Source organism: uncultured Anaerococcus sp. (assembly GCF_937934665.1).
Taxonomy (GTDB): Bacteria; Bacillota; Clostridia; order Tissierellales; family Peptoniphilaceae; genus Anaerococcus.
This window is the reverse complement of record NZ_CALGYW010000143.1, coordinates 1-15,162: the sequence shown is the minus strand read 5'-3', so window position 1 is coordinate 15,162 and position 15,162 is coordinate 1. Positions and strand designations below refer to the sequence as shown.

Below are 15,162 nucleotides of genomic sequence, written 5' to 3'. Positions count from 1 at the left end.
CATTAGCTTTCTTTAGCTTAGTAATAATTTCTTCGACAATCTTAGATTTTTGCTTTACTATATAGGCCTTATAGATTGTAACTCCTGAATCAATGGCATCAATTACAGGTTTTCTACCATAAATCTTATCCATCAGCCTATCTCCCACTTGGTACCTTCTCTGGTATCTTTTAGGATAATGCCCATATCTTTAAGCTCATCTCTAATCTTATCAGCTGTAGCAAAGTCTCTATTTTTCTTAGCTTCGTTTCTTTCTGCTATTTTTTCTTCTATAAAAGCTTCATCTACTTCTGCTTCCTTTTTCTTGGCAATTAAACCTAAAACGTCAAAGAGTCTAGCATAGGTTTTAAAGGTTTTTTCTACAAAGTCTTTTGAAGAATCAGTTGTTAGGTTGGTATTTATAAACTTAGCTAGGTCAAATAAAACTGTAATGGCATCTGCTGTATTTAGGTCATCTTCCATTACCCTTATAAATTCATCTTCCTTAGCCTCTAGGGTTTGAAGTAAGTCTTTTTCTCTATCTGAAATTTCTTTATCGCTTGCATTTCCCACTAGCTCTTCTGCCTTAAAATAAGCATTGTCTAGCCTATCTAGGGAGGCTTGGGCTTGGTCAATTATTTCCTTGGTAAAGTTAATTGGCTGCCTATAAGAAGTAGTTAAAAGCCAAAACCTAATGGTCATTAGGTCGTATTCCTTCTTGATATCATCGAGGGTAAAGAAGTTTCCAACTGACTTACTCATCTTTGAACCATTAACCTGGATCATGCCGTTATGCATCCAGTAGTTGGCAAAGGTCACGTCATTTAGGCCTTCAGATTGGGCGATTTCGTTTTCGTGGTGAGGAAATTCCAAATCTTCCCCGCCAGCGTGGATATCTATGGTATCTCCAAGGATTTTCTTATTCATGGTAGAGCATTCTATATGCCAACCAGGTCTACCCTTACCCCATGGGCTATCCCAAGCGACTTCGCCTTCTAGTTTAGTTTTCTTCCAAAGGGTAAAGTCTGCTGGATTTTTCTTCTTACCAGCATCTTTATCATCAAGTCTTTGGCTTGCACCGTGAACTAAATCCTCAAGGTTTTTACGAGATAATTTTCCGTAGTCAGATTTTTTACTTACGTCAAAGTAAACATCGCCATCTGAAACGTATGCCATACCCTTATCAATTAGACCCTTTACAAAGTCTATGATATCATCCATTACCTCGGTTGCCCTTGGGTGGATAGTATCTTCCTCGTCAAGGTTAAGGGCCTTGGCATCTGTCATATATTGGGCAATGTAGCGGTCTGTAACTTCCTTGGTGGTTATTCCCTCTTCGATAGATTTTTTTATAATCTTATCATCAACATCGGTAAAGTTTACTACATAGGTTACATCATAACCCCTGTACTGGGCAAAACGCCTAAAGGTGTCAAAGACTACCAGGGGTCTAGCGTTACCTATATGCATATAATCATAGACTGTAGGTCCGCAGACGTACATCCTGATTTTTCCTTCTTCTATTGGTTTAAATACTTCCTTAGAGCGGCTAAGAGTATTATAAATCTTCATTAAAAATTATCCCTTGCGTATTCAAGTCTATCCTTAACTAGGTTCTTGCCCATGATTAAAAAGGCATTTGAAAGGTCTGGTCCGTGAACTGATCCTGTTACTGCAGCCCTTACTGGGAACCATAGGTTCTTACCCTTAATACCTGTTTCCTTTTGGATAGTTTTCATAACTGATTTGGCAAAATCAGCATCAATTTCATCAACTTCTTCAAGTTTGTTTAAAAAGGCATTGAAGAGGGTCTTGGCATCGTCAGTTGAAATTGCTTCTTTGGCGTCTTCATCAAAGTCGATGTCTTCGCTTTTTATATAGTAATTTTTAGCAAGTTCTGGTGCATCTGAGAACTTATCTATAGCTGATTGCCAAGTTTCCGCAAGTAAAACTAGTTTGTCTTGATCATAAGAGTCGTCAATTAGACCTGACTTTACCATGTAAGGCTTGATGTCTTCTGCAAGCTTTTCGGCAGATAATTCTCTTACATAATGTCCGTTTACCCAGTCTAGTTTTCTCTTGTCAAAAACAGCACCAGTCTTATTTACCCTGTCAAAGTCAAATTGTTTAGCAAGTTCTTCTATAGTGAAGATTTCCTCTTCGCTATCTGGTGACCAACCTAGGAGTGATAAGAAGTTTATAAGGCCTTCTGGCATGTAACCTTCTTCGATAAAGTCTTCTACCATGCCGTCGCCGTTTCTCTTTGAGTATTTTTTGTGGTCTTTATTTAAAACTGTAGGTAGGTGGATATATTCTGGAGCATCCCAGCCAAAGGCTTCGTATAGGTAAACGTGTTTTGGTGTTGATGAAATCCACTCATCTCCACGAACTACGTGGGTAATACCCATCAAGTGGTCATCTACTACTACCGCAAAGTGGTAGGTTGGGTAACCATCTCTTTTTATAAGGACTTGGTCGTCTTGGTCATCAGTATTAAAGCTAATCTTACCTTTAATTCTATCTTCAAAGGAAATTTCATAGTCTTTTGGAAGCTTAAGTCTAACTGTGTGCTCTTCCCCATTTGCAACTCTTTGTTTTGCTTCTTCTAGAGGAATAGATCTGCAAAGGCCGTCGTATTTTGGTGTAAGACCGTCAGCTCTCATTTGATCTCTAACCTTATCAACTCTTTCTTGGGAGCAGAAGCAGTAGTAAGCCTTGCCTTCTTCAATTAATTTTTCGATGTATTTATCATAGATGCCTTTTTCTACCCTTTCAGATTGGATATATGGGCCAAAGTCACCTTTTTCTGTAACAAGACCATTTTCATCAAGCATGACACCTTCGTCAATTTCAACTCCAGACCAATCTAGGGCCTTAAGTAGATTTTCTAAGGCTCCTTCTACAAATCTGGTCCTGTCTGTATCTTCTATTCTTAAAATCATCTTACCGCCAGTGTGTCTTGCGTATAGGTAGTTAAATAGGGCTGTCCTAAGGCCACCTATATGCAGATATCCTGTTGGAGATGGTGCAAATCTTACTCTAACTTCACTCATTTATAACTCCTTTTTATATAAATTCATTTTCAAATTCTCATTTGGATAGCTAAGTAAATAAGGGAAGTAAAACTTCCCCCACAAACTTAACCTTAACTTATCTAATTATAACATCTATTACTACAAAAATCAACCTTGTCAAGGTCTTTTTAATATTTTTCCCTAAATTTAATCTCTAATTTATCAATTTCATCTAGGTCTTGAGGAAGTTTCTTTACAGAAATTTTTATACCCTTATCTTTGATTTTCTTTAGTATCCTCAAATCTTCATCATCTAAGGCTACAAGCTCTGTTAAAGACTTTTTGCCCTTGGATAAGTGGATGATACCAAGATTTACTTCTTCTATCCTTATACCTTGGTCGAGGATTTTATCTAAATCGCTAGTACTTTCTAGCAAAAGTAGGTAAGACCCTTCGTTTTTTTTAAGAAAATCCCCTACATCCGCCACTTTTAAATAAAAAGACCCTATCTCTTCTGGAACAGTAAGGTCCATTACTTCGACTCTTATAGAATCGCTTGCTGTAAGGTCATTTGCTATAATCACTTTTTTTAGGCCATATTTTTCGCCCCACATTTTTACCATCTGACTATGGGCAAGCCTAGAGTCAACTCTTGCTAAGCCTATCTTTCCCATTAGGCTCTCCTTATAACAAGCTCACTTGGATCATCTATTATTAGGTCTGGTTTTTCATCTTCAAGGACCTTCCTATTTCTAAAGCCCCAAGAAACCCCAACAGTAAAGATTCCTGCGTTTTTCCCACATTTCATATCTACTTCGCTATCGCCAAAGTAAATAATATCAGAAAATTCAACACCAAACTTTTCTTTTAGGATCATAATCCCTGCTGGCGATGGCTTTCTCTCATAGTCTCCCCTAAAACCTAGGATATCATCAAAAAACCCTTCACCAAAAACTGCAGGGATGACTTTTTTACAAGTCTCATCTGGCTTATTAGAAAAACAAACTAGGGGTTTACCAGTTTTCTTAAGCTCATAAAGGGATTCTTTTACCCCGTCGTAGGCCTTAGTTAAATAGGCAGGGTTATCATCGTAGGCCTTGTTGTAAGTATCAAGGAAGTCCTTTCTAAATTTAGGATCCTTATCTGCTCCCACATAATCAAGAGTTTTCTCGCAAAGAACAACCGGGCCATTCCCTACAAAGGCTTCTACCTTATCCTTTGGACAGGAATCCAAGCCAAAGATTTTTAAAGTTTCATTTATAAAATAAGCTATGGTATCTATTGTGTATAACAAGGTACCATCTATATCAAATATATACATATCTCTCCTCACTTTTTTCTATTATTGTACTTTTCTTTGAAAATTTGCCTATAAATAAATATTTAAAGAAAATTTTTGCTTTTAGGGTATAAATATAGATAAGAAAAAAATACCGATAAGAAAGTATAAGAAGGAGTTTATGAAAGAAATAAGAAACCTAACCATGCTTAGTGATTTTTATGAATTTACTATGGCCAATGGTTATTACGAAAACGGAATGAAAGAAACAACCGCTGTCTTTGATGCCTTTTATAGGAAAAACCCAGATGGTGGTGGTTACGCTATTTTTGCAGGTCTTAATGATATAATATCCTATATCAAAAACCTCCACTTCACAGAAGAAGACATAGAATTTTTCAAGTCTCAAGGAGATTTTTCCGAAGGATTTTTAGACTATTTAAGAAACTTCAAATTTACAGGAGACGTCTATGCCTTTCCTGAAGGATCAGTTATGTTTCCTGGAGAACCGATAGTTACAGTCAAGGCACCAATCATAGAATGTTCTATAATTGAAACCTACCTGCTTTTATCAATGAATTTTAATTCACTAATAGCAACAAAAACAAATAGGATTGTCTCCTCTGCTGGCGATAGGCTAGTAATGGAATTTGGGGCAAGACGTGCTCAAGGAGCTGACGCATCTATCACAGGAGCAAGGGCAGCCTATATCGGTGGAGCACCAATTACATCCAATTCATATTCAGCTCAGAAATACGGCTTTAGGGCATCTGGAACCATGGCCCACTCTTGGATTCAAGCCTTCGATACAGAATATGAAGCCTTTAAAACCTATGCAAAGATGTATCCAGAAAACTGCATATTATTAATAGATACCTACGATACTCTAGAATCAGGCCTTGAAAATGCCATGAAGATTTTTAAGGAAGAACTTGTACCAAAGGGACTTACAGGCGGAGTTAGGATTGACTCAGGAGACCTCGCTTACCTTTCAAAAGAAGTTAGAAAAAGACTTGACGCAAATGGATTTCATGACTTCACCATAGTTGCCTCAAACTCCCTAGATGAATTTAAAATCGAATCCCTCCTAGCCCAAGGAGCAAAGATTGACTCCTTTGGTATAGGAGAAAGACTTATAACAGCCAAGTCTGACCCAGTTTTTGGTGGAGTTTATAAGCTTGTCGCTATAGAAAAAGACGGTGACCTTGAGGCAAAAATCAAAGTCTCTGAAAACGTGGAAAAAATTACAACCCCAGGCTTTAAAAAAGTTTACAGGCTCTACGATAAAGAAACAGGCAAGGCTGAAGCTGATTATATAGCCATAAGAGATGAAAAAATTGATGATAGCGAACCTCTTGTAATCTTCGACCCGCTTTTCACCTGGAAGATGAAAAAGATGAAAAATTATACTGCAAGAGAAATGCAAGTTCCTATCTTTAAAGACGGCGAACTTGTTTATGACGAACCAAGCCTTGATGAAATAGCTGACTATAGGAAAAAAGAAGTCGCAAGTCTATGGGATGAGGTAAAAAGATATGACACCCCACACAATTATTACGTTGACCTTTCCCAAAAACTTTGGAACCTCAAACAAAAACTAATTTTAGAAGCAAAATCAAAATAATAAATAAAAAAATCGCCAGACAAAGTAATTTGTCTGGCCTTTATATTTATCAAGGCGATTTTTTCACTAGATGAGGCTAGGATACTAATCCAGGATTATTTTATATGTCTTCATTATTAACTTGGATCTTATATTATAAATTTTTATTCTACTTAGATAAGTTTTCTTTACTGGGCCTCCGATTAGAAATTATTGCTTAAAAGATGTGAGCCCTAATCTTAATGTACAAATAATAACAAAGATTTCTTATGGTTTTGCTTTTGTATATTGGCATATTGTATCTACTCTATTTTTAAGTAAATATCCCAGAAATTCGTTTCGAACGAATGTGAGAGAGCTCTATAGTTTTTTCTATTGATGGATCTGTAGTTCACGGTTATTAATTCAAAATAATTATTATCAGAGGTTAATTTAAAATACCCATATCTATAAAAGAGCGCTTTAACCAGTTAGCCTTGCTTGTGTATAAATTTTATATACTCTTTAAGTCCTCTTGCTATCCCTAGCCTAGTCCTCCGTAAATCTCTTCAATTACCCCGCTAGTTTTCACTTTTATTTGATCAAGACCATCTTCTTTTAAAATCTCAATTTTTATATTTTTTGCTTTTTCATAAAGGATTTGAGCTTCTTTTTTGTTTTCATCAAGCTTTTCCAGGGTTGCCTTGCTTAGGAGTTTTAAGCTTGTTACAAAAGGCTTTATTTCTTTGTAGAGCGCCTCATTTGAATAATTTTTTTGGTAATTTTCTATCCTTTTTAACTTCTCTTCTAGGAGTTTTTTTAGTTTTTCTGTATTTTCCTCATTGAAGGCAGCTTTTATTTCATAATCTTCTGTAAATTTCTTGCTTTCGGTTCTTTCGTAGACCAAGGAGCTATAAAAGCTTGGCGCGATTTTTATTAAATCTTTAAAGGCACTAGGTTCTAGGTCTTTAAGTGCTTTTTTGAATGCTGTTTCAGTTCGTATTTTTCTGAATCTTCTAAATATTCATTAGCCTCGTAGATTGAAATCTTGGATGTTTCAGCCTGGTTCATTGGGTTTAGGTAAAAGCCTTCAAAATTTATCTCTCTTGAGTCATAAAACTCAAAGACTTCTAGAAAAATTTCATCTGGCCTATAGTCATTTACCGGCCAGTTAAACCAGATGTAGGGCTTTTTCCCGATTCTTTCGGTGAATTTTTCATTGGATTTATGAGGAATTGGGGCTACTACCTGGTTTCCTGTCCACATTATATTAATATTTTCTATATTTTTTAGGAGTTTTTCGTAGTCGTAACCTTTTTCATCTATCCAGTCATCGTTGTACCAAGGATGGACAAAGTAGAGATTCTCTCCGGTTTTATCATAGACAAAATCTGCCAAGTCCTTGATGAGCTTCATGTGGTCAAATCTTTTCTCAAAAGCGATATTTTTATCAATATCATCCATGCACAAGCCAAAAGACTTAACCCCTACTTCCAATAAGGATCCATATTTGGCAAAAATCTTTTCGATTTCTTCTTCATATTTATCAAAATCAAAGGGATTTTAACCTGGATGGATGGCCCAGTAAAGTCTATGCCATTTTCTTTGCTAAGGTCAGCTAGGACCTTGATTTTCTCAAGTTGATCTTTTGGATAAGGCTCTCTCCACTTTTTATTGTGAAAAGGATCATCTTTGGGTGCATAAATATATTGATTCATTCCTATTTGGGCTAGGAAATTTATAATAGACTTTCTTTCTTCAAAGGTCCACGGTATCCCATAAAAACCTTCTATAATTCCTTTTTTCATTTAATTCTCCAATGGATCAGATTCTACGATTGTGAGTTTTCCTTTAAATTTATAAGTTGTCGCCTTGTTTGTTAGGATAAAAAAGTCGCCTTTTTTTATTGGGTAGGACTCATCTTCTATAATAATTTTCCCTTCGCCATGGGCTACAGTTTCTAATAGGTATGGCTTTTCTCTTTTAAATTCTGCCTCATTTTCGATTTCAAATTCTCTTACTTCAAAATATTCATTAGAAGTCAAGATTTTTTCTATAAAGCCACCTTTATTTATTTCTTCTATCTCATTTTCTTCTGGCAAAATTTTTATAGCTTCTTTAGACTTTTCTAGGTGGAGGTCACGAAGATTTCCATCAGCATCTTTTCTATCGTAGTCATAGAGCCTATAGGTGATATCTGATGCTTGTTGGATTTCTAGAATTAGAGAGCCTTTTTTGATAGCATGGACTGTACCTGCCCTTACAAAGAAAAAGTCACCACATTTTGTAGGAACTTCCCTTAAAAGCTCCTCCCACCTTCTCTCGTCAATTAGCCTAATAGCTTCTTCCTTAGTTTTGACATTTAGGCCAAAAATAATGGAAGCAGGCTTTTCATTTAGGATATACCAACACTCTGTCTTGCCTTTGGAGTTTTCTAATCTTTTTCCCATCTCATCGTCTGGGTGGACTTGGATTGATAAATCATCTGCCGCATCTATTATCTTTACTAAAAGAGGAAAGTCTTTTTCCTTAGAATTGCCAAAAAGGTCTAGCTTATTTTTATAGACTTCTCTTAATGACTTGCCTTTAAATTTACCATTAGTGATCACAGAAGAAGATCCTTCCATACCTGAAATCGCCCAGTATTCCCCTGTCTTAGATGAGGGTATATCATAGCCGTATTCAGTTTTTAGCCTTGACCCTCCCCATATTTTTTCTGAAAATTTGCCTTCTAAAAATAAAATTTTATCCATACTAATCTCCTATATTCTCATAAATCCTCAAGGTTTCTTCGATGTGTCCGTCATTTAGGTTGTCTATGTCATCGTAAGGTACTCCCATAACAACTAAGATATATTCCTTGTTATTTTTGACTGCAAGGGTTGCCCAGCAAAGCCCTGCCTTATCGGTTGTCCCAGACTTTCCTCCTAGGATTTCAAAACCATTTTGCTCGTATTTTCTAAGGTGGCTAAAGATGGTAGATTCTAAGTAGACTCCATCTGGGTGGTCAGCTGTTGGACTTGTGACAAAGTCTCTTTTGGTAAAAATCGACCTAAAATCGCCATCATTTGAACTATCTTTTATAAGCATAGCGCAATCTTTAGCGGACTGGTAGTTTCCTGGATCATCCATACCGTCAGCATTGGCATAAGAAGTATTTTTAAGACCCAAATCTTCTACCTCCTTATTCATTAGGGCTACAAAATTATCCATGGAGCCTGATATGTTCATAGCTAGACTATCTGCAGCCTCTCCTGCAGATTTTAGTATAGTTGCGTAAAGTAGGTCCCTAAAAGTAGTGGCTTCTCCTCCAAAAAAACCTGCCATTGATGCGTTCATGTCAACAGCCCTATAGTAGGCACCTAGATCAACGGGAGCTGTCTCGCCTAGATCTTCTATGTGCTTTAGGGCCACCCTTACAGTCATGATTTTTGTAAGAGAGGCCATAGGAAGCCTTTCATTTTCGTTTTTTGAAAGAACTTCCTTATCGTCAGTCAAATTGTAAAGATAGACCGCCTTTGATATATACTTGCTATCGTTTTTCTTTTTATTATATTTTTTCCACCCGCAAAAAAGTCCAAGTGCAACAATTATTGCAAGACCTAGGGGTATTATTTTCTTTATCCTTTTCATACTTCTATTTTACATTAATATTGACCTTTAACCATTACAATTTTTGTAATTATGCTTAAAAAAAGAGCCCCGCTTGGAACTCTAAAAATTTAATTTGTTAGGTAATCTTCAGCGTGTTTTGCTGCATTTCTACCAAATACTACTATATCTGCTATAGCGTTTCCGCCTAGTCTATTGGCTCCGTGGATGCCACCTGTGACTTCACCTGCTGCATATAGGCCTGGGATAGGATTTCTATCCTTACCCACTACTTCAGAGTTTGTATTTACTTCTACTCCGCCCATGGTGTGGTGGATTCCTGGTGAGATTTGAACTGCGTAGTAAGGAGCTACTGATAAGTCAGATCTTGTTTCATCCATTCCTTCTCTGCCAAATTCCTTATCTTCATTATTTTTAACAGTTTCAATCCAGCCTTCGATTGTTTCTTTGATAGTTGCTTCGTCTGTGCCGATTAGGTCTGCAAGAGCCTTGTAATCATCACATTTTGTTAGAAGTCCCTTGTCAAAATACTTAGCAATTGTTGCAGATTGGTCAAACATTGATTGGTCTACTATTAGCCATGCTGATGGGTCTTTTTGACTTAGGATTTCCTTTGATACGAAATCTCTTGTTTCAAGTTCATTTACAAATCTCTTGCCGTCTTGGTTTACAAGGATAGCTCCTTCTCCCCTAAGACCTTCAGATATTAGAGAACCGTCTTTTTGTACCACAGTTGGGTGGATTTGGATTTGATCCATATCTATGAAGTTTGCCCCAACTTCTTCTAAAAATTCTACAGCGTCACCTTCGATTGACTTAGCATTTGTTGATACATAGCCTTCTAGGTCCTTGTTATATTTTACAACCATGTCTTGGTTTGAACCAAAACCACCTGTTGCAACTATAACTGCACCAGCGTTGACTTTTAGCTTTTCGCCGTCCTTGTAAGATGCTTCTACCCCTACAGCTCTTCCGTCATCCATTAAAACTTTGTCGACCCTTGCGTCATAGACAATTGATACTCCAAGCTCTTTGGCTTTTTCTGTAAGCTTTTGAACTAGGTAATCACCTACAGGTATGGACTTACCTTCGTCATTTATTGGAGCGTGGGTTCTCATTTCACTTTGTCCACCTGCAAATTTTAGCTGCTTAAGTGGCGCACCTAAGTCTTCTAGCCAGTCAACTGCATCAGAAGAATTTTTTGCAAGGATTTCTACTAAGTCCTTATTGTTTATGTTGTGACCACCCTTCATAGTATCTTCTACGAAAAGTTCTACTGAATCATTTACTCCTTCTTCTTTTTGTAGTTTACTTTCGGCTGCATTCATGCCTGCTGATGCTAGGGATGAGTTACCACCTGTGATTCCTGCTTTTTCAATAACTGATACATTTCTACCGTCTTGGGCCATTTGGATAGCTGCAGAAAGGCCTGCACCACCTGCCCCTACTATGACTGTGTCAGTTGTAATTTCACTTTCTCTACCTATCTTATCTTCTTTGGCTACTAGGTCAGCTGGATCTGCCCCAACTTCTTTTATAGCATTGTTGACTGCAGATAAAAATGCAGCAGATGAAACTGTAGCTCCTGAGATGTTATCAAGGTCTGTTGTATTCTGAGCAATAACTCTCTCTTTGGTTATTTCAATACCTGCCCCACCAACAGCACCTGTTTCATTTTCTTCAACATCAATAGCTGTGATTACACCTTTATCTATAGTCACTTTTACATTGATGTCTCCGCCATAGCCTTTTGCAGATCCCTCAAATTCACCATCAAGAGCTGCAAGGTCTGTTGTATTTTCTACTTCTTTTTCTCCATCAGTTGTTTCTTCTTGTTTTACTTCGTCTTGTTTAACTTCTTCTTTGATTCCTTCTTTTGTCTTTGTGGCTGTATTACCGCAAGACGCAAGTGCCATTGTCATGACAAGGGCCATAGCGATTGACTTGTATTTATTCATATGTACTCCTTATTATGTATGTTTTATAGGCAAATAAAGGAAAAATATAAAGCTATCCGTAGATAGCCTTATATGTTTTATCTTTATTATTTTGCAGCATCCATTGCGTCTTTAAGAGCAGCTTTGAATGCTTCACTTGTAACTGTTGCCCCTGAAACATTGTCGATATCAGCGCTGTTTGCTGCTTTTGCTGCATCAATTAGTTCTGGAAGAGCGTCTGCGCCGATTCCTTCTGTTTCTTCGTGTTCATCAACTACGATGTCTTTGATTTCATCGCCTTCCATAGTAACTGTAAGCTTGATATCTCCACCATAACCTGCAGCTGTTGCTGTACCTGTTTTTTCAACTGTTTCTTCTGCTGCTGGTGCGTCTGTTGCCGCTTCCTCTGCTGATTTATCAGCTGAGTTTCCACAAGCTGTAAGTGCTAGTGCAAGAGCACCAACTACAAATATATTCTTTTTCATATTACTCTCCTTGTAAAAAATTCTGTTTGAACTGTATTTACTCATAAAATATACTATCATTTCAAACGAAATTCAAGGAAAACGCTCATTTTCCTAAGAAAAGACCTCTTTTATGACTTCCCTTATATTAGAAAACTCTTTTATCTTTATATCCTTAAAGTCTTTTTGATCTAGGCTATTTTTTGCAAGATATAGGCTCTTATAACCAAGTCTTTCAAGCTCCTTGGCTCTTTGCCTGGCCTGGGGCACTTTTTTAAGCTCGCCTGTAAGGCCTACTTCCGCTATAAAAACAGACTTATCTGAGATTGGTTTTTTAAGATAGGAAGATGCTATCGACATCATTATAGCAAGATTTACAGAAGGTTCTGAAAGTTTTAGCCCACCTGTAGTTTTTATTATGACATTCATATCAAATAAATTAAGGTCTGCTCTTTCTTGAAGGATAGATATTAGGGTGTTTAGGTCATCACGCCTTAGGGAATCTCCTATTCTTTGCGGATAGGGCATAAAAGACTTAGATACTAAAGATTCTATCTCTACTTCTAAAAGTCTTGATCCTTCCTTGGTTACAGAGATTGCTGAGCCTTCTATTTCACTATCTCTTTGGGTTATAAAGTATTCGCTAGGATTTGTAATTTCTGCAAGGCCTTCTTCATCCATAGAAAACAAGCCAATCTCGCCTGTCCTTCCAAACCTGTTTTTACTTGAAGTAAGGACCCTTAAATCTTCATCAGGACTGCCGTCTAAGATTAGAACTGTATCCACCAAATGCTCTAGGGTACGAAGTCCTGCCATTTCCCCTGTTTTTGTCATATGACCTACCATTATAAAGGCACGCTTCTTATCAGGATTTTTGGCAATCTCTACTGCCTTACCTGCAACCTCAATTGTTTGGGTAGGAGAGCCCTGCTTGTTGTCAAATTCTTGGAGGGTAAAGGTCTGGATGGAATCTAAAATCACAATATCTGCACCAGTTGCCTTTATTTCCTTAATGGCAAGGTCCATCGAGTTTGTAGAAAGAATCCAAAGATTTTTTGGCTCTTCCTTCATTATCCTTATTGCCCTTGATTTTATCTGACTTTCGCTTTCCTCTCCCGATACATAGAGGACCTTAAGCCCCTCATCTGCATAGGACTTTGATAGTTGAAGTAAAAGTGTAGACTTGCCTGCACCAGGTCTTGCTGTAAGAATTGTTACTGAGTCACGGACAAGGCCACCGCCTACTGCCCTGTCAAATTCTTCGTAGGCTGAGGGGATCCTTTCTGATTCGTTTATTTCAATTTCCTTTAGCTTCTTGGCCTTTTTTTCCTCATCTAAGACGACCTTTTTACCGGCCTTGCCTTCCTTTATGATTGTTTCTATAAGGCTGCCCCATTTTTTGCAAGATGGGCACTGCCCAGCCCAAACATTTTGCACATGACCACAATTTTTGCATTCGTAGGCTTTTTTAACCTTAGCCACGGGTGGCCTCAACAAACCTATTTACTGAAAATTCATAGCAAGCTCTTTTCGGATCTTCCTTATAAATTTTTGCAAAAATATCTCTTGGAACTATGCCAAAATCAAGCATGGCTTCAAGCTCATCTAGGTACTTATTTTCACTTTCATCAAGAACCGGTCTTATGATATCTATAATATCTAGGACGTGTTGGTAGATTTCTACGTTTTGATATAGGGCAAAAATCCCCATCCTACTTGCATTATTTTTAAGTTTTTGAGCCTCGTCATAGGTCATTGACTCAAAAAGTTTGTAGATTTTTTCAAAGGTTTCTTCTACAAAAAATATTCCCTTAATTAGGGCTGCCGCTGCCATATTATAAGGATATGGGATATTGTCAGGCATCCTTATTTCTATATAAGATTTGGCCCTTACGTCAGGAAAAACTATAGATAGACCGTGGTTTATCATGGTTTGGGCATTTTCTTCAGTCATTAATTCTTCTAAAGTTTTTCTACCAACATAAACTTCCCCATCTTCTGTTGGCATAAATATCATAGGTGTAGCAAGGATTTTTTCTGCATACTTTTTATAGGACATATCAAGATCAAAACCAAAATCGTAAAGACCAGTCCTATCCCTATCTGTGCCCTCCCAGATAGTTTGCCTTAGGTTTCTATCGATGTAGGTTTCTCCCTCAAAAATAAGGGCATTGTCAAAGACAGAGTATAAAAATGGACTTAAGGCACTTGCAAGGAAGTATTTTTTCCTGAAATCTTCTTCATCTTTATAATCTACTGCTAGTTGCATAGAGCAGGTTCCCTTCATCATGTTGTGGGCAAACTCTCCCCCGTACTTGGCAAAGTACTTATACATAAAGTCATAACGAGATTTTGGGATAATTTTTATCTCATCAATCTTGCTTTTTGGGTGATAACCTAGGGTAAGCAAAAGTAGGTCTCTTTTTTCAAAAAGAGGAATAAGCCTTTGCATGTGGGTCTTATATACTTCAAAAAGTTCATCTACAGAAGCCTTGGCTCTTAGGGCAAGTTCAAATTGGCCTGCAGGTTCTATTGAAATATCAGCATTACCATCAGAAAAAGCCATACCTGTATCATCTGTTTTTTCATATCCTAGGCTAACTAGGTCATGAAGGATTTCTCCAACCCCATCTTCTCCATAAAATGACTGGGTCTTAAGAGTTTCCTTATTTACAACAAAGTGCTCTATTTCAAAGCCTAGCCTAAAGTCTTTTTCGTCCTTTTCGCCAGCTTTTATAACATCAACAATTTTTTGAATTTTTTCTAATCTCTCCATAATAACCCCTTTACTCCTATCATTATACGAATATTTATAAATTTAACCATGGTATAATAAAGATATGAAATATGGATTTTTTAACTCGCCTCTTGGACTTATAAAAATTTCCTATGAGGATAAGATTAAGAAAATAGAATTAGTAGATAAAATAGATAAGCCTTGTAAAGAAGATGAGATTTTTATTCTCTTTAAAAAGCAAATTTTAGACTACCTAGCTGGAAAAAGAACTACTTTTGACCACCTAGAGCTTTTAGACCTTGAGGGCACAGATTTTCAAAAATCAGTCTGGCTTGCTTTATTACAAATCCCCTTTGGTAAAACTTTATCTTATAAAGATATAGCAAAGGCTATAGCTAGACCAAAGTCAACTAGGGCTGTGGGTACAGCTGTCGGCAAAAACCCCTTTTTAATTATTATCCCCTGCCACAGGGTAATAAAATCCGATGGGTCTTTAGGAAATTTTGCCTACGGGAAAAATATCAAAAAGAAACTCCTTGAAATCGAAGAACTTACTTG

15 protein-coding genes are annotated in these 15,162 nt (G+C 37.1%); 2 read left to right on the top strand and 13 right to left on the bottom strand.

All coding sequences use genetic code 11. The features are described 5' to 3' along the window. Window positions 1-132 precede the first annotated feature (132 nt). From cysS to Q0410_RS07405, 4 genes are all read right to left on the bottom strand, one after another. Window positions 133-1,551, bottom strand: coding sequence for a cysteine--tRNA ligase (cysS, locus tag Q0410_RS07420; protein ID WP_299035078.1), 1,419 nt, complete (start codon window positions 1,549-1,551; stop codon window positions 133-135). Then, the gene (gene gltX, locus Q0410_RS07415; RefSeq protein ID WP_299035076.1) at window positions 1,551-3,032 is read right to left on the bottom strand and encodes a glutamate--tRNA ligase; all 1,482 of its coding nucleotides are present in this window, start codon (window positions 3,030-3,032) and stop codon (window positions 1,551-1,553) included. The genes cysS and gltX overlap by 1 nt, the downstream gene beginning before the upstream one ends. Window positions 3,033-3,181: 149 nt before the next feature. Next, entirely contained in the window at window positions 3,182-3,667 is a 486-nt protein-coding gene (locus tag Q0410_RS07410) for a PTS sugar transporter subunit IIB (protein WP_299035074.1), read from the bottom strand. Next, window positions 3,667-4,314, bottom strand: coding sequence for an HAD family hydrolase (locus tag Q0410_RS07405; RefSeq protein WP_299035070.1), 648 nt, complete (start codon window positions 4,312-4,314; stop codon window positions 3,667-3,669). The genes Q0410_RS07410 and Q0410_RS07405 overlap by 1 nt, the downstream gene beginning before the upstream one ends. Before the next feature lie 139 nt (window positions 4,315-4,453). Between Q0410_RS07405 and Q0410_RS07400 the strand changes: the two genes are divergently transcribed. Continuing rightward, the gene (locus Q0410_RS07400) at window positions 4,454-5,896 is read left to right on the top strand and encodes a nicotinate phosphoribosyltransferase (protein WP_299035067.1); all 1,443 of its coding nucleotides are present in this window, start codon (window positions 4,454-4,456) and stop codon (window positions 5,894-5,896) included. Between the two features lie 502 nt (window positions 5,897-6,398). On the opposite strand, the gene Q0410_RS07395 is transcribed toward Q0410_RS07400, so the two are convergent. From Q0410_RS07395 to Q0410_RS07355, 9 genes are all read right to left on the bottom strand, one after another. After that, a complete protein-coding gene (locus tag Q0410_RS07395) occupies window positions 6,399-6,761 on the bottom strand; it encodes a hypothetical protein (protein WP_299035062.1) in 363 nt (120 codons plus the stop codon). Between the two features lie 53 nt (window positions 6,762-6,814). Next, complete coding sequence (locus tag Q0410_RS07390; RefSeq protein ID WP_299035059.1) at window positions 6,815-7,351, bottom strand: beta-N-acetylglucosaminidase domain-containing protein; 537 nt, start codon at window positions 7,349-7,351, stop codon at window positions 6,815-6,817. Continuing rightward, on the bottom strand, window positions 7,342-7,662 hold the full coding sequence (locus Q0410_RS07385) for a beta-N-acetylglucosaminidase domain-containing protein (RefSeq protein ID WP_299035056.1): 321 nt from the start codon (window positions 7,660-7,662) through the stop codon (window positions 7,342-7,344). The genes Q0410_RS07390 and Q0410_RS07385 overlap by 10 nt, the downstream gene beginning before the upstream one ends. Then, a complete protein-coding gene (locus tag Q0410_RS07380; RefSeq protein WP_299035053.1) occupies window positions 7,663-8,607 on the bottom strand; it encodes a type I phosphomannose isomerase catalytic subunit in 945 nt (314 codons plus the stop codon). A 1-nt stretch (window position 8,608) separates the two neighbouring features. Next, window positions 8,609-9,487 (bottom strand): D-alanyl-D-alanine carboxypeptidase family protein, encoded by an 879-nt coding sequence (locus tag Q0410_RS07375; RefSeq protein ID WP_299035050.1) that lies wholly within the window; start codon window positions 9,485-9,487, stop codon window positions 8,609-8,611. Between the two features lie 89 nt (window positions 9,488-9,576). After that, window positions 9,577-11,424 carry a flavocytochrome c gene (locus Q0410_RS07370; protein WP_299035047.1) on the bottom strand — a complete coding sequence of 616 codons (1,848 nt, stop codon included), beginning with the start codon at window positions 11,422-11,424 and terminating at the stop codon, window positions 9,577-9,579. 86 nt (window positions 11,425-11,510) lie between these two features. Beyond that, window positions 11,511-11,888, bottom strand: a complete 378-nt coding sequence (locus Q0410_RS07365; protein ID WP_299035044.1) for an FMN-binding protein — start codon at window positions 11,886-11,888, stop codon at window positions 11,511-11,513. A 93-nt stretch (window positions 11,889-11,981) separates the two neighbouring features. Beyond that, window positions 11,982-13,349, bottom strand: coding sequence for a DNA repair protein RadA (gene radA / locus Q0410_RS07360; RefSeq protein WP_299035040.1), 1,368 nt, complete (start codon window positions 13,347-13,349; stop codon window positions 11,982-11,984). After that, entirely contained in the window at window positions 13,342-14,643 is a 1,302-nt protein-coding gene (locus Q0410_RS07355; protein WP_299035037.1) for a glutamate-cysteine ligase family protein, read from the bottom strand. Before Q0410_RS07355 ends, radA begins: the two co-directional genes overlap by 8 nt. A 64-nt stretch (window positions 14,644-14,707) precedes the next feature. On the opposite strand from Q0410_RS07355, the gene Q0410_RS07350 reads away from it, so the two are divergent. Then, window positions 14,708-15,162: methylated-DNA--[protein]-cysteine S-methyltransferase (locus Q0410_RS07350; RefSeq protein WP_299035034.1), on the top strand; the 455-nt coding region annotated here is incomplete at its 3' end.

Excerpts from the sequence above, each read along its gene's own strand:
- cysS (WP_299035078.1), bottom strand. The coding sequence starts at position 1,551 with ATGAAGATTTATAATACTCTTAGCCGCTCTAAGGAAGTATTTAAACCA.
- gltX (WP_299035076.1), bottom strand. The coding sequence starts at position 3,032 with ATGAGTGAAGTTAGAGTAAGATTTGCACCATCTCCAACAGGATATCTG.
- Q0410_RS07410 (WP_299035074.1), bottom strand. The coding sequence starts at position 3,667 with ATGGGAAAGATAGGCTTAGCAAGAGTTGACTCTAGGCTTGCCCATAGT.
- Q0410_RS07405 (WP_299035070.1), bottom strand. The coding sequence starts at position 4,314 with ATGTATATATTTGATATAGATGGTACCTTGTTATACACAATAGATACC.
- Q0410_RS07400 (WP_299035067.1), top strand. The coding sequence starts at position 4,454 with ATGAAAGAAATAAGAAACCTAACCATGCTTAGTGATTTTTATGAATTT.
- Q0410_RS07385 (WP_299035056.1), bottom strand. The coding sequence starts at position 7,662 with ATGAAAAAAGGAATTATAGAAGGTTTTTATGGGATACCGTGGACCTTT.
- Q0410_RS07380 (WP_299035053.1), bottom strand. The coding sequence starts at position 8,607 with ATGGATAAAATTTTATTTTTAGAAGGCAAATTTTCAGAAAAAATATGG.
- Q0410_RS07375 (WP_299035050.1), bottom strand. The coding sequence starts at position 9,487 with ATGAAAAGGATAAAGAAAATAATACCCCTAGGTCTTGCAATAATTGTT.
- Q0410_RS07370 (WP_299035047.1), bottom strand. The coding sequence starts at position 11,424 with ATGAATAAATACAAGTCAATCGCTATGGCCCTTGTCATGACAATGGCA.
- Q0410_RS07365 (WP_299035044.1), bottom strand. The coding sequence starts at position 11,888 with ATGAAAAAGAATATATTTGTAGTTGGTGCTCTTGCACTAGCACTTACA.
- Q0410_RS07355 (WP_299035037.1), bottom strand. The coding sequence starts at position 14,643 with ATGGAGAGATTAGAAAAAATTCAAAAAATTGTTGATGTTATAAAAGCT.